Below are 24508 nucleotides of genomic sequence, written 5' to 3'. Positions count from 1 at the left end.
GATCACTCCGCCTTCGCAGCGCCGTCGTCGGCGGCTTTCGCTATCTGCACGGCATCGCCTTGCGCGAGCGAGTCGGCCGGGTGATTGATGACGCGATCACCGGGTTGCAGTCCCTTGTCGATGCGCAGGCGATCGCCCAGGTCCATCGCGATATGCACATCGCGCAGCACGACCTTGTTGTCGGCCCCGACCACGGCGACCTGCGGCCCCTGCGCGCGGAAGATCAGCGTGGTGGCGGGTACGGTCAGCGTGTGGCTGTTGCCGGTCATGGGAATGTGCACTTCGGCATAGGCGCCGGGAAGCAGTTCACCCTTCGGGTTGTCCACTTCGAACTGCGTGAGCAGCGAACCGGAGGCCTGGTTCACCGCGCCGGAGTTGCCGATGAGATGGCCGGTGAACTGCTCACCCGGATGATCGGGCACATCTAGTTGCACCGTCATGTCGGGGTGGATGGCATCGGCGTAACCCTGCGGCACTTCCACATACAGGCGCATGCGCGTGGTGTCGGATACGGTGAACAGCGCTGGCGCGCTTTCGCTGCTCGCGCTGATCAGGTCGCCGATGTCGGTATTGCGTGCCGTCACCGTGCCAGCAAATGGCGCGGTGATGTGCTTGAACGCTTCCATGGCGGCGATGCGATCCACGTCGGCCTGTGCGCCCAGTACGTTGGCCTGTGCGGCTTCGGCTTCGCCGGCCTTTTCGTCCGCTTCCTGCTTGGAAACCGAGTTGGACGTAAGCAGGTTTTTCCAGCGCTTGTCCGTGAGTGCGGCCAGTCGTGCGTTGGCCTGCGCGCGGGCGAGGTTGGCCTTGGCCTGTTCGAACTGCTGATCGAGTTCGGGTGTATCGATTTCCGCCAGCGACTGGCCGGCTGTGACCTGGCTGCCGATATCGCGGCTCCAGGTCTTCAGGTAGCCGCTGACGCGCGCATGGATGGGTGCGCTGATCCAGGCATCCAGATGGCCAGGCAACGTCATGGCGTGCAGGCCGCCGCTGCCTTCGGGCGTCACCACCTGCACGGTGGGGGTGACCTGCGCGTCGGTCCACTGGGTCACGCGGTGGTAGTCGTAGGCACGCACGGAAATGCCAGCGATGGTGGCGAGTACGGCAACAGCCAGCCCAATGCGCACCGCGCGTCCCAACTTCGGCGTTCGCGTGGGCGTGGCGATGGTGGCGTCATGCGACATGGACGGGTTCTCCCAGAGCGGAATCGGATTGCGGCTGTGCCTGCTCACGACCGTGCACGATGCTGAAAATCACCGGCACGAAGAGCAGGGTGGCAAAGGTGGCGAACAACAGGCCGCCGATGACGGCGCGACCCAGTGGCGAGTTCTGTTCGTGCGTCAGTGCCATCGGCAACATGCCGATGATCATGGCCAGCGCCGTCATGCAGACCGGGCGGAAGCGGGTGAAGCCGGCTTCCAGTGCGGCCTTCAACGCGTCACCGTGTTCGGCAAGACGCTCGCGGCAGAAGCTGACGACGAGGATGGAGTTGGCGGTGGCCACGCCCATGCACATGATCGCGCCGGTCAACGCGGGTACCGACAGCGTGGTGTGCGACAGGAACAGCATCCACACAATGCCGGCGAGCGCGGCGGGCAGGGCGGTGATGATCACGAACGGGTCCAGCCACGACTGGAAGTTCACCACGATCAGCAGGTAGATCAGCACGATGGCGCCGACGAGGCCAAAGATCAGGCCGCCGAACGCCTCGTTCATTGTGTTCACCTGGCCGTGCAGGCTCACCAGCGTGCCCTTGGGACGCGATGATGCGAACTGGTCGAGCACTTTCTGCACGTCGCCGGACACCGCGCCGAGGTCGCGATCCTGCACCGATGCATAGATATCGAACGACGGCATGATGTTGTAGTGCGACACCACGGCGGCGCTGGGCACGCGCGTGAACGTGGCCAGGCCACCCAGCACCTGGCTGGCGCCCTTGCTGGACGGCGTTACCGGCAGGCCGGCGATGTCGGACATGCTGTCCATCTTGTATTGCGGCGTGGCCGCGACGATGGGATAGGACACGCCGTTCTTCGGGTTGAGCCAGAACGTGGGTGCGACCTGCGAGCTGCCGGCGAGGGACGCCACCATGGTGTTGGTGACGTCGCGTTCGGTGACACCGAGCATGTCGGCGCGCGTGCGGTTCACCGTCACGTTGAGCTGCGGGTAACTGGTGCTTTGCTGCAGTCGAACGTCGGCGATGCCGGGTACTTCGCGTAGACGCTTCATGATCTCGGTGGCATAGGCCTCGTTGGCCTTCAGGTCACGACCGGCAATGGACACGTCCAGCGGCGCGGGCGAGCCGAAGTTGAGGATCTGCGAGCTCATGTCCGCCGGCAGGAAGGCGAATTGCGTGCCGGGGAATTCGCGGGGCAGGCGGGCGCGCAGTTCGCGCACGAAGTCGGCGGTGGGGGCGTGGCCTTCCTTCAGTTCCACCTGGATGTCGCCGTCCTGTGGGCCAATGGTGCCGCTGGAGTTGTAGACCATGTTCACGCCGGACAACGGCAGGCCGATGTTGTCGGTCACCGTCTCCAGCTGATCGGGTGGCACCACTTTGCGGATGGCGTTTTCGATGCGGTCGAACTCGGCGGCTGTCTCTTCCACACGCGTGCCCATCGGCGCACGCACGTGCAAGGCAATCGCGCCGGCATCGACATCCGGGAAGAAGTCGCGGCCAAGGAACGGCACCAGCGCGAACGAGGCAAGCACGAACACCATGAAGCCCACGATGAAGCGCTTGCGGTTGGCAAGCGCCACCGCCAGCGTGGCGTGATAGGCATCGCGCACCTGGGCAAAGCGATGCTCGAAGCGCTGCTGGAACGTCACCATGGAAGTGAGCAACGCGCTGCGCTTGCGCCTGGCCGGCTGGTCACCCTCGTGATGATTGAGGTAGGCGTCCTCGGGGTGGTCCCCCGGGCCCGTTTCCACGTGATGCGGCTTCAGCAGGTACATCGCCAGTGTCGGCACCAACGTTCGCGACAGCACGAACGAAGACACCATGGCAAAGATCACCGCCAGCGCCATCGGCCGGAACAGGAAGCCTGCGATGCCGTCCAGAAGGAACATCGGTACGAACACGATGCAGATGCACAGCAGCGAGACGAAGGCCGGCGTCACGATCTGCCTGGCGCCGTCCATGATCGCGTCATGGACGCTCTTGCCCTGTTCAAGATGCCAGTTGATGTTTTCGATGGTAACCGTGGCATCGTCGACCAGAATGCCGACGGCCAGTGCCAGGCCACCCAGCGTCATCACGTTGAGTGTCTGCCCGAACGCCGAAAGCAGGGCGATGGCCGAGAGAATGGCCAGCGGGATCGACACCGCGATGATCACCGTGGAACGCCAGCTGCCGAGGAAGATCAGGATCATCACCGACGTGAGCAGGGCGGCGATGATGCCCTCGCGCGCCACGGAGCTGATGGCGTCCTTCACGAACACGGACTGATCGCTGAGCAGCGTCACCTTCAGGTCGGAAGGAATGGATTCCTTCACCAGCGGCATCAACTGCTTGATGCCCGACACCACAGCCAATGTTGATGCTTCACCCACCTTCAGTGCGGGCATGAGCACCGCGCGCTTGCCATCCACACGCACCACGTTGGTCTGTGGTGCGGCGCCATCGCGCACGTGGGCGACGTCGCCAAGAGTGATGGTGGCGCCGTGCACGGTCTTCACCGGCAGCTGGTTGAGTTCGTCGATGGCCTCGGGGCTGTTGTTGAGCTGCACGTGGTACTCGTACGTGCCGATCTTGGCGGTGCCCACCGGGATGATCTGGTTTTGCGCCGCCAGCGCGTTGCTTACGTCCTGCGCGGAAAGACCGTTGGCGGCGAGTGCGCGCGGATCAAGATCCAGCGTCACCTGCCGCGCCGCGCCACCGTAGGGCGTGGGCACCGCAACGCCAGGAACGGAAGTCAGCATCGGGCGCATGATGTTCAGGCCCAGATCGAGGATCTTCGATTCGGACAGCGTCTTGCTCGACAGCGCCATCTGCAGGATGGGCACGGTCGAGGCGTTGTAGTTGAGGATCAGTGGCGGGGTAATGCCGGGCGGCATCTGCTTGAGCACGGTCTGCGAGATCGAGGTGACCTGCGCGGTGGCCGTGCGGATATCCACGCCCGGCTGGAAGAAGATCTTCACGATGCCCATGCCGGGCAGCGACTGCGACTCGATGTGCTCGATGTTGTTGACCGACGTGCTGAGCTGGCGCTCGTAGTAGTACACGACGCGGCCGGACATCTGGTCCGGCGGCAGGCCGTTGTAGCTCCACACCACGCTGATCACCGGAATGCCGATGTTCGGGAAGATGTCGGTCGGCGTGCGCAGGGCAGCCAGCGGTCCGGCAATGAGGATAAGCACGGCCAACACGATGAAGGTCAGTGGTCGTGACAGGGCGATTCGGACAAGGCCAAGCATGGGACGCCGCGATCAGAGGGCCCAAGGCCCGACCCTGGAATGATCCCAGTGCAGTCTTGTGGGAACCTTTTGGGAGGGTGAAAGGGAGCTGTGCGGGCTTCTGCTAACGCGAAAAGTCGCTGGATGACCGGCCCTTCGGCCGTTGAACAGCGCCTCCCGCGTTCGCGGGGATGACGGTGAGGTAATAGCTAGGTAACTGCACGATTTGCAGCCCTTCAGCTCGTCATCCCCGCGAAGGCGGGGATCCAGTGCCTTTCGGCGACACTCAGAAGTCGTTGCTCACCCAGCCGCCGCCATCCGAATCCGAACCAGCAACCCCCGCCCCAGCGGCGACTCCAGCAGCTCGATCGACGCCTCATGCAACTCGATCGCACGCTGCACGATACTCAGGCCCAGCCCATAACCTCGCGTCGCACTTTCCACCTCGCGATGGAAACGCTGGAAACCCGCCTGCCGCCGATCCTCGGGAATGCCCGGCCCATTGTCGCAGATGTCGATGATGGCCTGCGCACCGTCACGGCGGATGGATACATCCACCTGGCCTTCGGTCTCGGTGTAGCGCAACGCGTTCTCGATCAGGTTGCGGAACATGGCGGTGAGCGCCACTTCATGACCAAGCACCACGACCATGTCATCGTCGTGGGCCAGGCCGAAGGCGATGTCCTTCTCGGCAATGAGTGGCGCGAGTTCTTCGATCACCTCGGTGGCGATGCGAACCAGGTCCATCGGCGTGCGCTGTTGCGAGGCCGCGCCCGCTTCGAGGCGGGCCATGGCCAGGATCTGCTCGATGCGCCGGCCAAGACGCGCCATGCTTTGCTGCGCATGCCGCACCGTGAATTCCACCTCGGCCTGATCGTTCGCGATCATGGCGCTTTCGAGATGGATCATGGTTGCTGCGAGCGGTGTGCGAAGTTCGTGCGCAACGTCGGTGGCGAAGCGATGTTCGCGATCAAGCGCATCTTCCAGACGCTCCAGCTGCTGGTTCAACGCGACGATCAACGGTTTGATCTCGCTGGGCGCCACGTCGGCTGGCATGGGCTTGCGACTGCCTGGCGTGCGCTTGTCCAGCATGTCCGTGAGCACGGCGACCGGGCGCAGTCCGCGCTTCACCGCCAGGCTTACCAACAGGGCAAGCAGCGGCAGGCCAATCAGCAAGGGCAGCGTGTGTTCGATCACCAGCCCACGGGCGATGTCGCTGCGGTTGTCCGATCGCTCGCCAATGCGTATCACCAGATGCCATCGGTTCTGCAGCGTGAACGTGCGCCACTGGCTGCCCTGATGCCTGATGTCGCGAAAGCCGCGCTCTTCGCTGGTGGGCGGGGGCAGTTCGGCGAAATTGGACGTGGCGGCGATCAGTTCACCTTGCGGATCGTAGGCCTGAAAACCCACTTCCGGCTCGTAGTTGTGGGGGTGCACGGAAACCACCACGCCGTGACGATGCTTGTCCCCGCTTTGCTGGATGTCGGGCAGGTCTGCATCGCGCAAGGGCACCTGGCCGTTCGCAATCAGCGTGCCCAGCGTGCGGCCCGCCTGCGCGAGGCGCCCATCGAGCAACTCGTTCATTTCCCGAAGTTCGCGCCGGTAGCTGATCCATCCCAGGGGAATCAGCACCACCACCATCACGGCGATGATCAGCCACGTCAGGCGGGTGCGAAGGCTCGCCGGATGCGCATCGATGTGGGTCATTGCGGCTCGCGGGGAATCATGTAACCGATGCCGCGCACCGTGTGGATCACCTCGGGACTGAGTTTGCGCCGCAGCCAATGCACCTGTACTTCGATGGCATTGCGCTCGACGATGGTGTCCAGGCCGTACACGGAATTCTCAAGCGCCTCGCGCCGCACGATGCGGCCGGCGCGCTCCATCAGCACGCGGAGCAGGGCGAACTCGCGGCGCGTAAGCGTCACGCGCTCACCACGGAATTCGACTTCGGCCGTCGCAAGGTTCAAACGCAGTCCGCCGACTTCCACCAGGTTGTCGGCAAGGCCTTGCGTACGGCGCGTGAGCGAGCGGATACGCGCGGCCAGTTCGCCCAGATGGAACGGCTTTACCAGGTAGTCGTCCGCGCCCAGGTCCAGGCCACGAATGCGCATTTCCAGCGCGTCGCGGGCGGTCATCACCAGCACGGGGGTTTTCACGCCGGATCGGCGCGCTTCAGCCAGTACTTCAAGGCCGTCCTTGCCCGGCAGGCCCAGGTCGAGCAGCACAAGATCCACGGGATCGCCGCGCAGCGCTTCCATGGCTTCGCGACCGTCGCGCAACCAGGTCACCGCGTACGACTGGTGTTCCAGCGCGTGCTTGATCGCGCCGCCAAGTTCGGCATCGTCTTCGACCAGCAGAATGTGCATGCCATGACACCCGTATGGACCGGCGGACGGCAGACCCTTGGGGCCACCTCCGCGCCATGATCCACAAGCTAGCTTTTGTGGATCTTTTGCCGGCACAACCCTGGCCGGCGGGTGTCACGTTGGCAAGTGAGACGCGCAGCGTCAATGGGGCAGGGAACCTTTGGCGCACAGGAAAACGGCGGACATGCTCAGCCGCCGTCTTCCTTCCTGTTTCGGCGCCCATGCGCAGCGCCGTCGAAAACGTGAATGGCGCGTGTTTACGGCGTCTTGGCGAGCGCCGCCTGCACGATGGCCTGGCGCAGTTCCACTTTATTGAGGGCGACGCCCTGTGACTGGTCGATGGCGACAGCCTTCATCGACACGGGTTTCAGCATGAGGTGACGCTGGGCTTCCCAACTGTTCGCCTGTTGCTGGGCGCGTGCATAGTCTTCCGGGGTGCTGCCAACAAAACCGATGACGGCGTAGCCGTTCATGTCGACAGTGTAGGTTTCAACGGCAGCCTGTGCCTGGCCAATCCAGGCAAGTGCGACTGCAGCCACGACAGCGGGGATGATCAAGCGCTTCATGGTGAGGCCTCCTGACGGGGAGTTCCGGGGGAGGCTTCACGTTAGGTCGGGCACGCAAATCAAGCTTGAGGAACTTGCACGAATTGCTGAGGGATTTATGAGGTTTTACCAGCGTCGCCACATGTTCTATGCCACTTGTCATGGGCCTGTCGCGCTGAAATGACGCGCAACGGCAACGTGGCGCGTGCATGCATGACTTCTGGCAGGCAGGCTTGATGGCTTGCGATGTCGATGCCATGACATGCGTGCTGTGCGCAGTTCGTACGTGCGTGTTGTAGTTGCGAGAGAAACAGTTCGCCGGGCATGGGAGATGTCGATGCCATGACGTCGTGCGTGGCTATAGGCAACGATGCAGGGCGACGACAAAGTGGTCAGGTCGCGACGATGCTCATGTGCCTGCGGATCGCAGAGACAAGCAAGGCAATGAGTGCTGAAGTTGTTGCCGATGCAACCGTCACGTCACGGTAAGCATCGGTGACGTTGCTATGACGCGGGCGTCTTGTCCTTGTAGCGGCAAAGGTCGCGGATCACACATTGTGGACAATCCGGTTTGCGTGCCTTGCACACGTAGCGACCGTGAAGAATCAGCCAGTGGTGAGCGTCCTGCTTGAACTCCAGTGGCACGACCTTCTCGAGCTTGTCTTCCACCACGCGCACGTCTTTGCCAGGGGCGAGACCGGTACGGTTGGATACGCGGAAAATGTGCGTATCCACGGCGATGGTCGCGTGGCCGAACGCCGTGTTGAGCACCACGTTGGCCGTCTTGCGACCCACGCCGGGCAGCGCTTCCAAGGCCTCGCGCGTGTCGGGCACTTCGCCGCCGTATTGGTCAACCAGGATGCGACACAGCGCGATGACGTTCTTGGCCTTGCTGTTGAACAGGCCAATGGTGCTGATGTACTGCTTGAGCTTTTCCTCGCCCATATCGAGGATCGCCTGCGCCGTGTTCGCCACCGGGTACAACTTTTTCGTGGCCTTGTTCACGCCCACATCCGTGGCTTGGGCGGACAACACCACGGCCACCAGCAATTCGAACGGCGTGGTGTAGTTGAGTTCCGTGGTGGGGTGTGGATCGAGTTCGCGAAGGCGCGTGAAGAGTTCGACGATATCGGCTTTCTTCACGAGGGCTTTCCTTGCTGCTTTGCCTTGGCACGGGCCAGCGCGGCGAGCACCGGATTGGTGGGCGTGGCCGTGGCGGCGACTTCCGCCTTCCGTGCGGCAAGCTCGGCATCGCGGCGCGCCTGCTCACGCGCCAGTCGTGCTTCCCGACGCTGGAAATGTGCGCGTGATGCATCGGCATGCGCGATGTCGTTCACCTGCGCCATCGGCATGGGTTCAAGCACGATGCAATCGACCGGGCAGGCGGGCACGCACAGTTCGCAGCCGGTGCAGTCGTCGCGCATCACGGTGTGCATGACTTTGGATGCGCCGACGATGGCATCGACCGGGCATACCTGGATGCACTTGGTGCAACCGATGCAATCGGCTTCGACGATGCGCGCCAGCATGCGCGGCTTTTCCACGCCGTGTTCCGGATCAAGCGGCAGCACCGGCACGTTCAACAGTTGTGCGAGCCGGGCGATGCCGTCAGCACCGCCCGGAGGACACAGGTTGATGGCCGCTTCACCGCCGGCGATGGCCTCCGCGTAAGGGCGGCAACCGTGGTAACCGCATTGTTCGCATTGCGTCTGCGGCAGCAGCGCGTCGATGCGGTCGGCCAGCGTCATGGCAATCAGCGAACGGTGGCGCCCGGCTTGGCGCCCTGGTCGGCGTCGAGCAGGAAGAGATCGCTGCCACCGTCACCCGCCGACAGGATCATGCCTTCGGACAGGCCGAAGCGCATCTTGCGCGGCGCGAGGTTGGCGATGAAGACCACGTTGCGGCCGACCAGCTTTTCCGGCTGCTCATAGGCGGCGCGAATGCCCGAGAAGATCTGGCGCGTGCCCAGCGGGCCAGCGTCGAGTTCGAAACGCAACAGCTTGTCCGAACCATCCACGAATTCGCACGCGGTGACCTTGCCGATGCGCAGGTCGAGCCTGGCGAAGTCGTCGATGCCGATGACGGCGGTTTCAGCGGCGGGCGTGGCAGGTGCGTCGGTCATGGTCTTGGTTTTTTCTTCTTTGGCTTTCTTCGGTGCAGGTTTGGGTTCGGCGGGCGCGAGGGAATCCTTCGACGCCTCCACCATGGCTTCCACCTGCTTGGGATCGATGCGGCCGAGCAACGGCTCGAACGCGTTGATGGTGTGGTTGTGCAGTTCGGCGCGCGCGTCGTCGAAGTCGTTGATGGGCGCGGCCAGGAATCGCTCTGCGGCTTCCACCGTCGCAGGCACCACGGGCTTGAGCAAGCCGGCGAGCAGCCGGAACGCGGCCAGCGCGAACGAACACACCTGGTGCAATTCCTCGCGGCGCGCTTCGTCCTTGGCCATGGCCCACGGTGCCTTGGCGGCGATATAGCCATTGACCATGTCGGCCATGGTCACGAAACGACGCGCCACTTCGGCGAAGTCACTGGCGCTGTAGAGCGCGGGCACATCGCCATAAAGCGAAAGCAGTTCGCGCCACAGTGCCTGTTCTTCCGCGCTGAATGCCGGTGCGAGGCGTCCATCGAAGAACTTGTGCACGAAGCCGGCGGTGCGGCTGGCGATGTTCACCCACTTGCCGACCAGGTGCGAGTTGACGCGTTCCTCGAAGGTCTTCAGGTCCAGGTCCACGTCCACCGGCGTGTCGCTCAGCATGGTGGTGAAGTAGTAGCGCAGGAATTCCGGATGCAGGCCCGAGTCCAGGTACGTGCGCGCCTTGATGAAGGTGCCGCGCGACTTGGACATCTTGGCGCCGTTGACGGTGAGGTAGCCGTTGACGTGCAGCGCCGTCGGCACGCGGAAATTCGCACCGTGCAGCATCGCCGGCCAGAACAGGCCGTGGAAGTTGATGATGTCCTTGCCGATGAAGTGGTGCATTTCGGCGTGGCTGTCGGGTGCCAGGAAATCCTCGAACTTCAGGTCGGTGCGATCGCACAGCGCCTTGAAGCTGGCGAGATAACCCACCGGCGCGTCCAGCCACACGTAGAAGAACTTGCCCGGTTCATCGGGAATCGGAAAACCGAAGTAGGGCGCATCGCGCGAGATGTCCCAATCCTTCAGGCCGCCGTCCAGCCATTCGCGCAGCTTGGCGGCGACACCGCTGTTGGCCACCGGCTGGCCATTGGTGAACTTGCCGGCGAACCAGTCGCGCAGCAGTTGCTCGAACTTGTCCAGCTCGAAGAAGAAATGTTCCGAGTCGCGCAGCACGGGCGTGGCGCCGGACATCACCGAGTACGGGTTGATCAGATCCGTCGGCGCATACGTGGCGCCGCAGTTCTCGCAGTTGTCGCCGTACTGGTCGGGCGTCTTGCAGTTGGGGCAGGTGCCCTTGATGTAGCGATCCGGCAGGAACATTTCCTTTTCCGGATCGAACAGCTGCTGGATGTTGCGGCGGGCGATGAAGCCACCGTCGCGCAGGCGCGTGTAGATCAGCGACGCGAGCTCGCGGTTTTCTTCCGAGTGCGTGGAATGGTAGTGATCGAATGCCACGCCGAAAGCCGCGAAATCGGCTTCATGGCCCACGCGGACTTCTTCGATGTATGCCTCGGGAGCCAGTCCGGCCTTTTCGGCGGCCAGCATGATAGGCGTGCCGTGGGCGTCGTCCGCACACACATAGATGGCCTCGTTGCCTTGCATCCGCTGCGCGCGAACCCAGACATCGGCCTGGATGTAACCCAGCAGATGACCCAGATGGAGAGGGCCATTGGCATAGGGCAGCGCATTGGTGACGAGAAGGCGTCGGCTCATGGGGCGGCAACGTTCGTGAGGGGTTGGTCATTATGACACGCGTCGCCCCCGAGACCTTAGAGCCGTCTGGACGCCCGTCGCCATGCCGGCATGGCGGCGCGATCAAGGCCGATGGCAATCAGGCCGGTGCACGACTTTGCAGTCGCGCTGGCCATTAGCACACAGGGCGATGAGCCATCACGCGCCTAGTGGCGACACTGCGATGAAACGGAAGAGGTGCAGGCTGTCGCGTAGCGCCGGAACTGGTGCGAAGGTCGCGCTTCGACAGGAGTCGAGAATTCGCAGGCATGGTCAGCCGCCGAGCTCCGCATCCATGCATGCTGAATTTTGGCTTGGGTGATTGCACGTTTGTGCACGATTTAATACATTGTCGTCCATTCTTGCGCATGAGTAGCCTGTGGACGCCACTACCGACACTTTACGCGGTCCGTCTGTTTCGATGCTCAACGGGGCCAAGCGCGCGACGCGCCTGATCTTCCTCGTGGCAGGCATTGGCATGTCGGCCTGGGCGCCCATGGTGCCGTATGCCAAGGCGCGATTGGGCCTGGATGATGCCCAGCTCGGCCTCGCGCTGCTGGCCTTCGGCGGTGGCTCGATGTTGTCCATGCCGTTCGTGGGCTGGTTGGCGCATCGATTGGGCAATCGCACGCTCATCGTGGCGTCGGGCCTGCTTATGTGTCTGGCGCTGCCAGCGTTGGCGCTGGTGCCTGACATGGCCGCCCTGATCGCCGTGCTGCTGTATTTCGGCGTGGTGCTTGGCGCGGTGGACGTGTCCATGAATGCGCACGCGGTGGATGTGGAGCGCATGGATGGCGGGCGATTGATGTCCGGCTTCCATGGGCTTTTCAGCGTGGGCGGCCTCACCGGTTCGGGTGTCATGAGCGCGCTGCTGGCCCTGGGCGTACCGCTGATCGTCGCCGCCTCGGTCATGGCCGTGATGTTGGCGGGCGTGGTGATGTGGCTGCGCCACGACCTGCTCAACGACGCACCGTCGGCTGATGCGCCGCCCAAGGAACCGCTGACCATGCCGCATGCGCTGGCGTGGTTGCTTGGCCTGCTGTGCTTCGTCAGCTTCCTGGCCGAAGGCTCCATGCTCGACTGGAGCGCGGTGTTCATGCGTGATTTCCGCGGCGTATCGCCGGCATCGGCAGGTTTCGGCTATGCGTTCTTCTCCGTCGCCATGGCACTGGGGCGACTCACGGGAGATCGCATCGTGGGGCGTTTCGGCCCTGTATGGACCATGCGCATCGGCGCCGCGCTCGCAGCTGCCGGTTTCCTCATGGCGGCCGTCGTTTCCAGTGCAGCGATGTCGATCGTCGGCTTCGTGCTGATCGGCATTGGCGCATCCAACATCGTGCCGGTGATGTTCAGCGCCGCAGGACGGCTGCCTGGCACGCCACCGGCCATCGCCATCGCCACGGTCACCACCTTGGGTTACGTGGGGCTGCTCAGCGGCCCGGCGCTGATCGGTGTTGTCGCGCACGTGAGCAACCTGGCCGTCGCTTTTGGTGGCGTGGCCGCGCTGCTGGTGCTGGTGTCTCTCTCGGCGAGGATCGTGAAGTGATGAGCAAGCCCGTGGATACCGTGATCTTCGACCTTGGCAACGTGCTCATCGGCTGGGACCCGCGCCGACTGTATAAGCAGTTGATCGAGGACGAAGCGCAGCGCGAATGGTTTCTGCGCGAAGTGTGCAACAGCGAATGGAACGAACAGCAGGACGCGGGCCGCCCGTGGTCCGAAGCCACCGCGTTGCTGCGCGAGAAATTTCCCGAGCACGCCGAATGGATCGACGCCTATCACCTGCGATGGGAAGAAACCCTTGTCGGCGCCATGGAAGACAGCGTTGCGCTGCTTGCGGCACTGCGTGATCGCGGTGTGCGTTTGCTGGCGCTCACCAACTGGTCGCAGGAAACCTTTCCCATCGCGCGACGGCTTTTCCCCTTCCTGCAATGGTTCGAAGGCATCGTGGTGTCCGGCGAAGAACGCTTGATCAAGCCTGATCCGCGCATCTATCAGCGCCTGCTGGAACGCTATGCCGTCGAGCCGTCAACGGCGCTCTACATCGACGACTCCGCGCGCAACGTGGCTGCCGCCGAGGCGCTTGGCATGCAGGGCTGGTGGTTCCGTGGCGCAGATGGCCTGCGCGAGCGCCTGGTGGAGTTGGCACTCCTGGATGCTTCCGCTCGCGAGGCGTCCCATGGTTAAGTCGCCGAGCGTCGTGATGGACAGCAACGCGCTGCCGGAAGAGCGGCAGCAGCGCATTCTTGAACGTTTGCGCGCGGAAGGACGCGTGGTGGCGGCCGAACTCGCGCTGGCCTTTGAGGTATCCGAAGATTCCATTCGCCGCGACCTGCGCGAACTGGCCGCACACGGCTTGTGCAAGCGCGTCTACGGTGGCGCGTTGCTACCCACGGTAACGTTGACGCCGCTGAAGCAGCGACGCAACGAACATTCGGCCCGCAAGCAGGCGCTGGCACGCAAGGCGGCGAGCCTGGTGCAAGTGGGGCAGACGTTGCTGATCGATGCGGGCAGCACCAACGCAGCCATCGCCGCCGAATTGCCGCGCGACGCGCGGCTCACCGTGATCACCAATGCACCGCACATCGCGCAGGTGTTGCTGGATCGCGAAGGATTCGACGTGTTGCTGATCGGCGGGCGCATCGACACCACCATCGGCGGTGCCACGGGTTCACAGGCCGTGGATCAGGTGCGTCGCGTGCGCGCGGACCTGTGTTTTCCCGGTGCCTGCGCCATTGATGCGGCACATGGCCTGTGGGGATTCGACAGCGAGGAATCGCTGTTCAAGCGCGCGATGATCGAGGCCAGCGACGAAACGATTGTTGTCGCCACGGACGACAAGCTTGGCGCGGTGGCGGCGCATCAAGTGGCTGAGCTGGCGCGCGTGCAGCACCTGGTGGTGGAACATTCGGCCGACAAGTCGACCCGGGCGGCGTTTACGGCGCGTGGCGTGGCGGTGCATCGCGCCGAGGCGACGGCGGATTAGTTCGAGTCATTCCAAACGCATTGTGGGAGCGCACCCTGTGCGCGACTGGCACCCATCGATACGGTGCGGCAGTCGCGCACAGGGTGCGCTCCCACAAAAAACAAAACTTACTGCTGGCGCTGCCATTCCTGGCTGCGACCGAGCAGCGAGAAGCCGATATAGCCGCGCACGGTCAGCTTGGTGCCATCCTCGCTGGGCTGCAGCTTCACCTTGTAGATCTTGCCGGTCTTCGGGTCGAGGATCTTGCCGCCGTCCCAGATGGTGTCGCCGTCCTTGTGCACGCCCCACATGATGTTCATGCCTTCGATGGGCTTGTTCTTGCGCTCGCCGTCGCACACCTTGCAGATGGGATGCGGGCCTTCATCGGACTGCAGCACTTCCAGCACGGTGGCCTTCAGTTCGCCGCCTTCGTCGGTGATCTTCACGATGGACTTGGGCTTGCCGGTTTCGTCGTCGATCGTCTTCCAGGTGCCCACGGGCGTGACGTCGGCGGCGAACACGGAGCCGGCACCCAGCAGGAGACCAGCGACAATGGCGGTGCGAAGCAGTGACTTCATGGATGATTCCTCCCGTACGAAAGCGTATGTTTCGGAGCCTGACCGACCTTGCGCAAAGGCGTCAAGCTGCATTGCGAAAGCGCGACAGGCGGCCCATGAACCGTGACTGGCATAATGGGCAATCCCCATGACATCTCATAGATTCCGATATGACGCAGGCGAGTGAAGCCCTGGTTCGCCACATTCTCGGCGAACTTGTTGATTCCCATACAGGTGCCCCACTGGGCGATGCCATTCGCGCCGTAGGTGTGGATGGCGACCGCGTGTCGGTGGACATCCAGCTGGGTTACCCGGCCAAGAGTGCCGTCGACGCCTTGGCGGCGAGCGCCAAGCAGGCACTGGAAGCCGATCCCGCCATCGGCACGGCCACCGTCTCGGTGAGCACGCGCGTGCATGCGCACAAGGTGCAGGGCACGCTGGCGCCGCAGCCAGGCGTGAAGAACATCATCGTGGTGGCTTCGGGCAAGGGCGGCGTGGGCAAGTCCACGGTGTCGGCCAACCTTGCGCTGGCATTGGCTGCCGAAGGCGCGAAGGTTGGCGTGCTCGATGCGGACATCTACGGTCCCAGCCAGCCGCGCATGCTCGGCATCAGCGGCAAGCCGCAGTCACCGGATGGCAAGACCATCATCCCGATGGAAGCGCACGGCCTGCAGACCATGTCGATCGGCTTCCTCATCGAGGAAGAAACGCCGATGATCTGGCGTGGACCCATGGTCACCCAGGCCATGATGCAGATGCTCAACGACAGCCGCTGGGAACAGCTCGACTACCTCATCGTCGACCTGCCGCCCGGCACGGGCGACATCCAGCTCACGCTGTCGCAGAAGGTACCCGTGGCAGGTGCAGTCATCGTCACCACGCCGCAGGACATCGCACTGCTGGATGCCCGCAAGGCGCTGAAAATGTTCGAGAAGGTCGAAGTGCCCGTGCTCGGCGTGGTGGAGAACATGGCCACGCACGTGTGCTCCAACTGCGGCCATGAAGAACACATCTTCGGCGAAGGCGGCGGTGCCCGCATGGCTGAGCAGTACAACGTGTCCTACCTGGGCTCGTTGCCGCTGGATATCCGCATCCGCGAACAGGCCGATGGCGGCACGCCGACAGTCGTGGCGATGCCGGAATCGGACCTGGCAGCGCGCTATCGGGAGATTGCGCGGAATGCGGCGGGGCGGTTGTCGCGGATGCCGCGGAACAAGTCGCTGGGGCTTGGCAAGATCATGGTGCAGGGCGCGCCGTAAGCTTTTTCTCCCTCTCCCCGCCGGGGAGAGGGTTGGGGTGAGGGGCGGGTGCTCGCGATAGCGTTTCTACCCATCACCGTTATTCCCGCGAAGGCGGGAGGCGCTTTTCAAGGGCTGGTCATCCAGTGACCTTGCTTTAGCTCTGTCGCTCGGTTGAAGCGTTACCTCGACCTGGCTCGCCTGCCGCGGGCTTCCGAACTGCTGCCGCAGTCCGGGTCACTTTTCTTTGCTTGCCCAAAGAAAAGTAACCAAAAGAAAGGGCACCCCCACTTGGCGCTGTCTGGGCTTTCAGCCCAGCCAGTCCGTGAGGGGCGGCCGGGCTTTTCGACCGGGCTCCTGCCCGGGCGAAAAGTGCCTGGCGTCCTGCCAGGCACCCCTGCGGGGCCTGCTCGTCCACCCCTCACCGCCGCACAGGGGGCCCAAGATCACGAGCGGAGCGGACGGCTCGTGCAGCTGCGCTGCACATCGCATTGTGGGCAGGTCGCTGTGCTCCTGCCTTCGCGACAAGCGGGGTTAGGAAGGTTGAGGCCAGGTTGGCCCCTCACCCCAACCCTCTCCCCAGAGGGGAGAGGGAGCTAACGCGGCGGTTGCGCTGCCGTGTCGCAACGGAGTCCATTGCCACTACGGTCGGAAAGCGAAGCGCGCCTCTTGAATCGACCATGCAGTCGGCAAGCAGCGCGCGGGCTTTACACCACCACAGCGATCGGGAAGCGTAGCGTTGGCTTTGAACCATCGCAGTGGTCGGGAAGCGTAGCGACCACCTGCTCTAAGCCCTCTTCGCATCGGCGCGTTGCGAAGCGCAGTGAAGTACCCGCTGTGTTGCGGCGAAGGTTGCCAAGCATCAACGCACCTCACCCGTTCGGGCTTATCCCCACGCCATGCTACGAGCCTTGGCTCTGAAGGCCATTTTCTTTGGGTTACTTTCGACGCAACGCTAGTCCCCGTGGGATCTTTTGGGCCAGCAAAAGAAAAGTGACTCGAGCGTCGGCAGACGATCGAAACGCCGCCGCGGCGTGAGCGGCCAGGTCGCGGTAACGCTTGAAAAGACGAACGACCAAAACGTAAAAACCAAAATGCAAAGACACTGGACTCCCGCCTTCGCGGGAGTGACGCTGAGGGATACAAGCGGAACGGCAAGCCCCCGGGGTGCGAGCGGCTAGACCGCAGGGACGCATCGAAAAGGCAACGTAAAGACCAGTTCACCGGAAAACCAACCACCAACCACTCACGCCATGCGCTTGCGCACCGCCTCCCAAGCGTAATGACACATATGCTGCGACGACGACAGCCAACCAAGCTGCGCCACATCGCGATAAATGCGCCACTGCCAGCGCGCGGCGCGCCACTTGTCCGACGACACCGAGCCGTTCCGTACCAGGTAGTAGGCAAGCGGCTGTTCAATCGGCACGCAGGATGCCTCGCCTGCGCGGCGTACCATTTCCAGCCAGAACACATAATCCTCATGCCCCACGGAACGAAACAGGGCATCGCCAATGCTGCGGTCGTAGAGGCCGGTGAGGTTGCCGATGTGGTTGCTGCGCAACATTTGCGCGTAGGTGACCGATGCCGGTGGACGCACGCGTGAGAGCAGGTGGCCTTCTTCATCCACGCGGTCATACGGCGTGTAGCAGACGCGTGCGCGGGTTTCGTCCATGTGTTCCATTTGCCATTCCAGCTTGCGCGGGTGCCAGCCGTCGTCGCTGTCGAGAAAGGCGATATGGCTGCCGCGTGCGGCGGCGATGGCGGTGTTGCGGGCTGCGGCCACGCCGGCGTTCCTTTCAGCGTGAATGACGCGGATGCGTTTGTCGGCATCGGCAAGTGCATCGAGCAGGGTGGGGGTTTCGTCGGTGGAACAGTCGTCGACGATCACCAATTCCCACGATGCATAGGTCTGGGACAACACGGAGCCCACGGCACCGCGAAGATATTTGGCCGCGTTGTAGGCCGGCATGATCACGCTGATCAGCGCATCGGTCACGGCGCGGCCTCCGCGGCGCGCTTGCGGCCGATGAAGTCGATGGATGTCACGCAGAGGCGTTCGGGCGGGATGTGGGCGAACTGCGGGTGCACGTGCATGGCTGCCAGCTGGGCCAGTCGGCCTTCGCGTGCGCACTCGGTGTTCAGCACGATGTCGAAGCCGATGGCTTGCGCGCGGTCGACGAATTCGTAGGCGCGCATGCGGTTCTGGTAAAGGAACGCGTTGTCCCAGCGCTGCCACTCACGATCGGAGTATTTGAGGTAATTCAGCTGGTTGATCTTGCGGTCCACATACGCGTAGTGGTCGCCGCAATTGACCGAGTGGAACATGATGCCGCCGGGTACAAGAATGCGCATGGCCTCGCGGAAGATGCCGTCGACGGCCTCGGGAATCACGTGTTCGAGCACGCTGTTGGAGAACACGCAGTCCAGCTCCTGTGCGGCGAGCGTGGTGCGCGACGCATCCGCGGGAGCTTCGTAGATCACCACGCCATCGGTTGCCGCCATCACGTCATCACCGCGCGCCAGGCGTTCGGCCAATTGCTGCTGGCGTCGCCGCACGTCTTCCTCCGGTACGCCGGACGCTTCAGCGATCAGCGCGGTGTGTCGAGCCAGGCTTTCCGCGCAGTTGCGTACCAGGTCGATCTTGATGTGGCGATTCAAATCCACCGTGATGACTTGCCGCGCGCCGCCCAGGTAGCAGGCGAAGGGAAAGGTGGGATACCAGCCGCTACCGATTTCGAACAGGCGCGCACCGGCCATTGGCAGGCCGGCCTCGCGCAAATGGCCGGCCATCAGGCGCCAGTCGTCCATCTTGATGTCGAATTCGCGGGTGAATCCGCGCAAGCCGCCGAAACGGCGCTGGAGCTGGTAGTGCGCCTGTTCGCCGCCCGGCACATGACCCAGCACCTTCTGCAGAACGCCTTTGGCTCGCCAGTGCATATGCGTCACTCCATGCCGGGAAGGTCGACCAGCGCCTCGGACGTGCGCGATTCGGTGGAGCTTGCCGCGGACGTCCAGCGGGTGACGCCGGGCGGTGGGGGCAGCTCGAAGTCGCGGTAACGCGCCGGATTGCCTTCCATGCCAGCCTCGGCCGCCTTGATGATGTTGTACATCTCGCGAGAGGTGACGTAATGCAGCACGTGATGCTTACCGTCGTTGTAGTTCTGCTCAAGGTGATCGTGCATGGCATGCATCGGCGTGCCCAGCAGCGTGTCCATGTCGCGCTCCTGCGTGCCGTGCGTGTGGATCTTGATGAAGATCCATTCGGGGCGTCCCTCAACATGGATGCCGGTGCGCACCCATGCATCGACGCGTTCCGGCGTCGGCGGGCAGCTGTGGCGGATGTCCGAGTTCTCGATGCGCGGCATGACCAGCTTGCGTCGGCGCTTCCAGTCCAACCCGAGCGGGCCCTGCACGATCATCAGGTCGCCCACGGCCGTGCCGCCGACTTTCACTGGCGTACCGGTGTTGTGCGACTTGGGGCAGCAGGGGTCGTCGGTGGCGTAGTAGATCGCATTGATGGTGCGCGTCTGCGTTTCGCTGGGCGCGGAGGGCAGGGTGAAATCGGCATAGCAGCCGAGTTCGCGCAGCAGGATCAATTCGTTGTTCAGGCCGCACCAGCGGCCGTCGGCACGCGAGTTGTCCAGGGACCAGTTTCCGTGGATGAAGCCAAAGCGTAGCTGGCCTGTTTTAGGATCACGCGACAACGCACCATGCCGTGCATGCAGCAGCTCGTTGAAGCGCGAGATGGTCGCGCAGAAGTTCTCCGCCGTGTCGTTGTCGTGGTGCAGGTGGATTTCGATTTCGCCAAAGCCATCGGCGCAAAGGCCGGCGATCTTGTCCAGGTGCTCCGGCAGGTATTCCTCTTCCGGATAGAAGAACGTGTGCTGCGGCGGACGGCCATCGGCGTCGCGATGGCGCGATGCCATGACGGGATAGTCCTTGTGCCAGCGATCCACGCGGGCACGCTGGGTTGCCAGGTCCACGCGTCCCCATGCGGGCTCGTAGTGGTCGACGAAGCAGAACATGACATGCGTGGGGCCCTTCACCGGCGGCCGCGGGCGACGTCGCAGATAGCTGCCCAGCCACGCCTGCATGTTGCGCGATCGAATGGCCAGCCACGCGACGATGACGAACAGCACCACCATCACGATGAGTGCGAGCAACGCCAGGCCAACGTATGGATTCATCGGATATCCCCTGTCAGCGATCGTCATGCCGGGGCAGGCAGGCGTCGCGCAATTGGCTGCCGTGCGTCATGCAGGCAACGAGCGAAAGGTGAAGCCATGCTGTTTCCATTCGGGAATCAACTGTTCGAGCATGCGCAGCGAGCAGTCGCTGTCGTCGTGCATCAACATCACATCGCCGGCGCGCGGCGGGCTGGCGCGCAACCGCGCAGCTAGCTCGTCGGGTTCGCGGCCTTGATAGTCCAGGGTGTCGTACGACCAGTACGACAACTTGCGGCGGCTGAACGCGAAGCGCAGGGTGAGCAGCAGCGAGAACACGCCGCGTGGCGGCCGAAAGCCGTGGTGCGTGCGCCCATCGAAATTGGACAGTACCTGATCGGTACGTTCCACCTCGATCCACTGTTCGGTAAGCGTGAGCGCATCGAACATGGGATGACTGTAGGAGTGGTTGCCCAGTACGTGGCCTTCTTCCACGATGCGCTCGACCAGCTGCGGGTAACGCTCCGCTTCGCGGCCAATTAGGAAGAACGTGGCCTTGACGCCGTGCCTGCCCAGCAATTCCAGCAGCGCAGGCGTGTGCGATGGATTGGGACCGTCGTCGAACGTGAGGTACAGCGCCTGCTCAGCGCCCGAGGCGCGCGTGGATACCACCGCGTCCGGGAACCATTGCAACAGCTGCATCTTTTTCGGTCGCAAAGTCATCACGACAGTTCGCACGGAAAGGATGGAAAAACGTTGCCCTTATCCCGGGCAACCACGGCTACCGGGCGGCGCGAAGGCGCCATCCGGACACGCTCACTGTGTCGTCTTCCGGGGTTCAGTGCCATTGAGCACATAGTCAGTACCCCATGCCACCGACAGGCTATGGCGAACGGCCGAGGGCGGCGCCCTGCGTGTTCCATTCATCGACGGGAAGCCTGAAAACCCGCCTTTTCCCGGCGGGAGCCTTGGCAATTCGACTTATGGGACCACCGGAAGCATTGAGCTAGGCTCGTGGTGTCGGATGCAAGCCGGACGGAAGCATCGAAAGGACTGGGCGCGGCACAGATGGCAGCGCCTTTTCGCTTCTCGTGATCAACCTGGACAGGGGCAGGTGATGGTGGCTCTACGCCAGCCCCTTGCGGAGGGGGCATGCTAGAACGTTACGGCGTCGTGTATTTCGGCAACGACTGGTTCGCCGAAAACCGCACCAGCAGCCATCACGTGGCCGTGCGACTGGCGGCACGCATGCCCGTGCTCTATGTGGACTCGCCGGGAATGCGCGCACCGCAGGCCAGCGGGCGCGATCTGCGGCGTGCCTTGCGGAAGCTGCGCGAAGCCCTGCGTGCGCCACGGCGCGTGGACGACAACCTGTGGCATTGCACCGTACCGCAGATGCCGTTTCGTCGTATTCCCGGCGTCACGCTGTTCAATCGCCTGTTCGGGCAATGGGCCCTGCGCCGTGCCATGCGCGTGCTGGGACCGAGCCGGCGGATTTCCTGGTTCGTCACGCCGCATCCCGGTTTCATGGCGCGACGCCTGGGTGAAGACTTCTGCGTCTACTACTGCATCGACGACTATGCCGCACATCCCGGCGTCGATGCCGAGGTCATCGCCGCGAGTGACCTGGCGCTCACCAAGAAAGCGGACATCGTGTTCGTGGCGCCGCCTGCGTTGCTGGCGACCAAGCAGGCGCAGAATCCGCAGACGCGATTCTCACCGCATGGCGTGGATGCCAGGCTGTTTGCGCGTGCGTCCGACCCAGCGACCGAAGTGCCTCTCCTGGCGCGCGATCTCTCTGGGCCGGTGATCGGTTATTTCGGTTCCATCCACGAATGGATCGATGTGGAATTGATCGCGTGGCTGGCACAGTCGCGCCCGCAGTGGACCTTCCTGCTGGTGGGCTATGCGGCGATCAAGGTGCCCGAGCTGGAAGCTCTGCCGAACGTGTTGCTCGCTGGGGCGCAGCCCTACGCCAGTCTGCCTGCATGGGCCAAGGCATTCGATGCGGCCATCATTCCGTATCGTCGCAACCGGCAAGTGGAAAACGCCAATCCGCTGAAGCTGCGCGAATACCTTGCCACCGGCAAGCCCATCGTGGCGGTGAGCAATCCGGAGATTGCGCGCTTTGCCGCCGTGGTGCGCATCGCCGAAGGTCGTGAAGATTTCCTCGCGGGGCTTGAGCAGGTGCTCGCCGAGGGTGCCGAAAAAGGCGCCGCCGAACGCATGGCGTCGGTGGCCGATCAAACCTGGGATCGCCGTGTGGAGGATGTGCTGCGCGAAGTCGCTTCGTCGCTCGCCACGGCGGACATGACTCTTGCTGACCGTCGGGTGCCTGGATGAGTGTTGTCGAGAACAAGCTGCGCATCGGCATCGTGGGTGCCGGCTATGTCGCCCGCTATCACATCGAGGCGCTGAAGCGGCTCGATTTCGTGGAGATCGTGGGCATCTGCGACCTGGACCATGCGGCAGCGGGGAAGCTGGCGCAGACCTACGGCATCGCGCTGGTTACGGCCGATCTCGCCGAGCTGGGGGCGCAGCGACCACACGCCATCTACGTGCTTACGCCACCGTCCAGCCATGCTGCGCTCACGCTGCGGGCGCTCGACATGGGTTGCCACGTCTTCGTCGAAAAGCCGATGGCCGATTCCGTGGCCGAGTGCGACGCGATGATCGCCAAGGCGCGGGAAAAGGGACTGGTGCTGTCCGTTGATCATTCCGACCTGTTCGACCCCATGGTGTTGCGGGCGAAGCAACTGGTGGAATCCGGCGCGTGCGGGGAGCTGATCGCCGTGGACGTGTGGCGCAGTTCCGACTATCCGCCCTATGGCGGCGGTCCCTTGCCCGGGATGGTGGCGCAAGGCTCCTATCCGTTCCGCGATCTGGGTGTGCATGGCCTGTACACGCTGGAAGCCTTCCTGGGCGAGATCGCCGATGTGGACATCCGTTATCGGTCCACGGGGCGGTCCACCACGCTGAAGTTCGACGAGTGGCAGGCGTCGGCCGACTGCGCGCGGGGTGCGGGCCGCATCATGCTGTCGTGGAACGTGCGCCCCATGCTCAATCGCATCGTGGTGCAGGGCACGCGCGGCATGATCGAGATCGACCGCTTCCTGCAGGTTTGCCACGTTCGGCGCGTGCTGCCAGGACCAAAGTTCATCGGCATTGTGCTGGGCGCTTTTTTCGACGCCGTGCGCGATGTGTTTCGCATTCCATGGAATGTGCTTCGTTTCGCCACCGGTGGATTGAAGCCTTCGCCCGGCATCCAGTCCGGTGCGGCGGCCTTTGCGCAGGCGTTGCACGACGGCAAGGCGCCGCCCGTCAGCGCCGAGGACGGGCGTCGTCCTGTCGCGCTGATGGAAGCGGCGTGCCGACGCGCGGATGACGAACGTCGCCAGGAACTCGACGCACGTCTCGAAGCGATTGAACCCGTGGATGTACTGGTGACCGGTGCTTCCGGTTTCCTCGGGCGTACGCTGCTGCAGGCGCTGCGTCGCAGCGGCCAGCGTGTGCGTGTACTCGCGCGGAGGCCGGATGCGCGCCTGGCGTCGCTGGCACAGCAGGTGGTTATCGGCGACCTGGGCGATCCGCGCATGGTCGACCACGCCGTGCAAGGCGTGCGCGTGGTTTACCACGTCGGTGCCGCCATGGGCGGCAGTGCAAAGGAATTTGAAGCAGGCACGGTGTGGGGCACGCGCAATGTGGTGGATGCGTGCCTGAAGCATGGCACGCAGAAGCTGGTCTACGTGAGCTCGATGAGCGTGCTGGATCACGCGGGGCGTGATCCGTCGGTGGCCATCAATGAAACCTCGGCCGTGGAGCCTCATCCCGATTGGCGCGGTAGCTATACACAGACGAAGTTGATCGCCGAAATCATTGTGCGCGATGCCATTCGTGATCATGACTTGCCGGCGGTGGTGATTCGTCCCGGACAGATCATCGGGCCCGGTTCGGAGAACACCACGCCCAACGGAACGCTGGCCATTGCGGGTCGATGGATTGCCGTTGGTTCTCCTGCCCAGACGTTGCCGCTGGTGTACGTGGACGATGTGGTCGATGCGCTGTTGCAGGCATCGAATACGCCGGCAGCGCAGGGGCAGGTGGTGCACGTGGTGGACCCGGCCATCGTCACGCAGGGTGAATACTTGGATCGTGTGCGGCGCAAGCGCGGCAAGGATCTACGGTTGATGCGCTGGCCGACGGGTTTGTTGCTTGCGTTGGCGGTGGGCGTGGAGGGTCTGGGCAAGGCAATGCGGCGCGGTGTTCCGCTGACGCGTTATCGGGTGCGTTCGTTGCGGCCGTTGGCGAATTTCGATCAGCGGGTGGCGAGGGATGTGTTGGGGTGGGAGCCGAGGATGGGGTTGAGGATGTCGCTTATAGCAATCTGACGCTGCCGCCGCTCTAACGCGTG

Annotated in this window: 19 protein-coding genes; 6 read left to right on the top strand and 13 right to left on the bottom strand. The window is 63.6% G+C overall.

What is annotated here, in order from left to right; genetic code table 11:
* Positions 1-2: 2 nt before the first annotated feature.
* The 8 genes from DK366_RS07635 to metG form a co-directional block, all read right to left on the bottom strand.
* On the bottom strand, positions 3-1184 hold the full coding sequence (locus DK366_RS07635) for an efflux RND transporter periplasmic adaptor subunit (RefSeq protein ID WP_109124952.1): 1182 nt from the start codon (positions 1182-1184) through the stop codon (positions 3-5).
* Positions 1174-4413 (bottom strand): efflux RND transporter permease subunit, encoded by a 3240-nt coding sequence (locus DK366_RS07630; protein WP_109124951.1) that lies wholly within the window; start codon positions 4411-4413, stop codon positions 1174-1176. The genes DK366_RS07635 and DK366_RS07630 overlap by 11 nt, the downstream gene beginning before the upstream one ends.
* Before the next feature lie 279 nt (positions 4414-4692).
* The gene (locus DK366_RS07625; RefSeq protein ID WP_109124950.1) at positions 4693-6099 is read right to left on the bottom strand and encodes an ATP-binding protein; all 1407 of its coding nucleotides are present in this window, start codon (positions 6097-6099) and stop codon (positions 4693-4695) included.
* Complete coding sequence (locus DK366_RS07620) at positions 6096-6761, bottom strand: response regulator (protein WP_109124949.1); 666 nt, start codon at positions 6759-6761, stop codon at positions 6096-6098. The genes DK366_RS07625 and DK366_RS07620 overlap by 4 nt, the downstream gene beginning before the upstream one ends.
* A 257-nt stretch (positions 6762-7018) precedes the next feature.
* The gene (locus tag DK366_RS07615; RefSeq protein WP_109124948.1) at positions 7019-7327 is read right to left on the bottom strand and encodes a hypothetical protein; all 309 of its coding nucleotides are present in this window, start codon (positions 7325-7327) and stop codon (positions 7019-7021) included.
* A 483-nt stretch (positions 7328-7810) separates the two neighbouring features.
* Positions 7811-8449 (bottom strand): endonuclease III, encoded by a 639-nt coding sequence (nth, locus tag DK366_RS07610; RefSeq protein ID WP_109124947.1) that lies wholly within the window; start codon positions 8447-8449, stop codon positions 7811-7813.
* Positions 8446-9054 carry an RnfABCDGE type electron transport complex subunit B gene (locus tag DK366_RS07605; RefSeq protein ID WP_109124946.1) on the bottom strand — a complete coding sequence of 203 codons (609 nt, stop codon included), beginning with the start codon at positions 9052-9054 and terminating at the stop codon, positions 8446-8448. Before DK366_RS07605 ends, nth begins: the two co-directional genes overlap by 4 nt.
* A 5-nt stretch (positions 9055-9059) precedes the next feature.
* Positions 9060-11153, bottom strand: a complete 2094-nt coding sequence (metG, locus tag DK366_RS07600) for a methionine--tRNA ligase (protein WP_109124945.1) — start codon at positions 11151-11153, stop codon at positions 9060-9062.
* Between the two features lie 397 nt (positions 11154-11550).
* On the opposite strand from metG, the gene DK366_RS07595 reads away from it, so the two are divergent.
* From DK366_RS07595 to DK366_RS07585, 3 genes are read left to right on the top strand one after another with little or no spacing between them, the layout of a single operon-like run.
* Positions 11551-12717, top strand: coding sequence for an MFS transporter (locus tag DK366_RS07595; RefSeq protein ID WP_232820959.1), 1167 nt, complete (start codon positions 11551-11553; stop codon positions 12715-12717).
* Positions 12717-13358, top strand: coding sequence for an HAD family phosphatase (locus DK366_RS07590; protein WP_198651466.1), 642 nt, complete (start codon positions 12717-12719; stop codon positions 13356-13358). The genes DK366_RS07595 and DK366_RS07590 overlap by 1 nt, the downstream gene beginning before the upstream one ends.
* Positions 13351-14157 (top strand): DeoR/GlpR family DNA-binding transcription regulator, encoded by an 807-nt coding sequence (locus DK366_RS07585; protein ID WP_109124944.1) that lies wholly within the window; start codon positions 13351-13353, stop codon positions 14155-14157. Before DK366_RS07590 ends, DK366_RS07585 begins: the two co-directional genes overlap by 8 nt.
* A 107-nt stretch (positions 14158-14264) precedes the next feature.
* On the opposite strand, the gene DK366_RS07580 is transcribed toward DK366_RS07585, so the two are convergent.
* Positions 14265-14714, bottom strand: coding sequence for a DUF2147 domain-containing protein (locus tag DK366_RS07580; protein ID WP_109124943.1), 450 nt, complete (start codon positions 14712-14714; stop codon positions 14265-14267).
* A 149-nt stretch (positions 14715-14863) separates the two neighbouring features.
* On the opposite strand from DK366_RS07580, the gene apbC reads away from it, so the two are divergent.
* On the top strand, positions 14864-15952 hold the full coding sequence (gene apbC / locus DK366_RS07575; protein ID WP_109124942.1) for an iron-sulfur cluster carrier protein ApbC: 1089 nt from the start codon (positions 14864-14866) through the stop codon (positions 15950-15952).
* Positions 15953-17177: 1225 nt separating this feature from the next.
* Here apbC and DK366_RS07565 read toward each other — a convergent pair.
* The 4 genes from DK366_RS07565 to DK366_RS07550 all read right to left on the bottom strand — a co-directional run bounded on the left by DK366_RS07565 (position 17178) and on the right by DK366_RS07550 (position 20820).
* A complete protein-coding gene (locus tag DK366_RS07565; protein ID WP_109124940.1) occupies positions 17178-17930 on the bottom strand; it encodes a glycosyltransferase family 2 protein in 753 nt (250 codons plus the stop codon).
* A complete protein-coding gene (locus DK366_RS07560) occupies positions 17927-18871 on the bottom strand; it encodes a methyltransferase domain-containing protein (protein ID WP_109124939.1) in 945 nt (314 codons plus the stop codon). The genes DK366_RS07565 and DK366_RS07560 overlap by 4 nt, the downstream gene beginning before the upstream one ends.
* Before the next feature lie 5 nt (positions 18872-18876).
* Positions 18877-20121 (bottom strand): hypothetical protein, encoded by a 1245-nt coding sequence (locus DK366_RS07555; RefSeq protein WP_232820958.1) that lies wholly within the window; start codon positions 20119-20121, stop codon positions 18877-18879.
* 66 nt (positions 20122-20187) lie between these two features.
* Positions 20188-20820, bottom strand: coding sequence for a polysaccharide deacetylase family protein (locus DK366_RS07550; protein WP_232820957.1), 633 nt, complete (start codon positions 20818-20820; stop codon positions 20188-20190).
* A 429-nt stretch (positions 20821-21249) separates the two neighbouring features.
* On the opposite strand from DK366_RS07550, the gene DK366_RS07545 reads away from it, so the two are divergent.
* Entirely contained in the window at positions 21250-22440 is a 1191-nt protein-coding gene (locus DK366_RS07545; protein ID WP_109124938.1) for a glycosyltransferase, read from the top strand.
* Positions 22437-24485 (top strand): NAD-dependent epimerase/dehydratase family protein, encoded by a 2049-nt coding sequence (locus DK366_RS07540; protein WP_109124937.1) that lies wholly within the window; start codon positions 22437-22439, stop codon positions 24483-24485. Before DK366_RS07545 ends, DK366_RS07540 begins: the two co-directional genes overlap by 4 nt.
* Positions 24486-24508 lie beyond the last annotated feature (23 nt).

The organism is Dyella sp. C11, from assembly GCF_003121485.1.
Classification (GTDB): domain Bacteria; phylum Pseudomonadota; class Gammaproteobacteria; order Xanthomonadales; family Rhodanobacteraceae; genus Dyella.
Note: the sequence above shows the minus strand (reverse complement) of the source record. Positions and strands in the feature narration are given on the sequence as shown.

Excerpts from the sequence above, each read along its gene's own strand:
- DK366_RS07555 (WP_232820958.1), bottom strand. The coding sequence starts at position 20,121 with ATGAATCCATACGTTGGCCTGGCGTTGCTCGCACTCATCGTGATGGTG.
- DK366_RS07615 (WP_109124948.1), bottom strand. The coding sequence starts at position 7,327 with ATGAAGCGCTTGATCATCCCCGCTGTCGTGGCTGCAGTCGCACTTGCC.
- DK366_RS07550 (WP_232820957.1), bottom strand. The coding sequence starts at position 20,820 with ATGACTTTGCGACCGAAAAAGATGCAGCTGTTGCAATGGTTCCCGGAC.
- metG (WP_109124945.1), bottom strand. The coding sequence starts at position 11,153 with ATGAGCCGACGCCTTCTCGTCACCAATGCGCTGCCCTATGCCAATGGC.
- DK366_RS07585 (WP_109124944.1), top strand. The coding sequence starts at position 13,351 with ATGGTTAAGTCGCCGAGCGTCGTGATGGACAGCAACGCGCTGCCGGAA.
- DK366_RS07545 (WP_109124938.1), top strand. The coding sequence starts at position 21,250 with ATGCTAGAACGTTACGGCGTCGTGTATTTCGGCAACGACTGGTTCGCC.
- DK366_RS07560 (WP_109124939.1), bottom strand. The coding sequence starts at position 18,871 with ATGCACTGGCGAGCCAAAGGCGTTCTGCAGAAGGTGCTGGGTCATGTG.
- apbC (WP_109124942.1), top strand. The coding sequence starts at position 14,864 with ATGACGCAGGCGAGTGAAGCCCTGGTTCGCCACATTCTCGGCGAACTT.
- DK366_RS07540 (WP_109124937.1), top strand. The coding sequence starts at position 22,437 with ATGAGTGTTGTCGAGAACAAGCTGCGCATCGGCATCGTGGGTGCCGGC.
- DK366_RS07625 (WP_109124950.1), bottom strand. The coding sequence starts at position 6,099 with ATGACCCACATCGATGCGCATCCGGCGAGCCTTCGCACCCGCCTGACG.
- DK366_RS07620 (WP_109124949.1), bottom strand. The coding sequence starts at position 6,761 with ATGCACATTCTGCTGGTCGAAGACGATGCCGAACTTGGCGGCGCGATC.
- DK366_RS07635 (WP_109124952.1), bottom strand. The coding sequence starts at position 1,184 with ATGTCGCATGACGCCACCATCGCCACGCCCACGCGAACGCCGAAGTTG.
- DK366_RS07580 (WP_109124943.1), bottom strand. The coding sequence starts at position 14,714 with ATGAAGTCACTGCTTCGCACCGCCATTGTCGCTGGTCTCCTGCTGGGT.
- DK366_RS07590 (WP_198651466.1), top strand. The coding sequence starts at position 12,717 with ATGAGCAAGCCCGTGGATACCGTGATCTTCGACCTTGGCAACGTGCTC.
- DK366_RS07605 (WP_109124946.1), bottom strand. The coding sequence starts at position 9,054 with ATGACGCTGGCCGACCGCATCGACGCGCTGCTGCCGCAGACGCAATGC.
- DK366_RS07630 (WP_109124951.1), bottom strand. The coding sequence starts at position 4,413 with ATGCTTGGCCTTGTCCGAATCGCCCTGTCACGACCACTGACCTTCATC.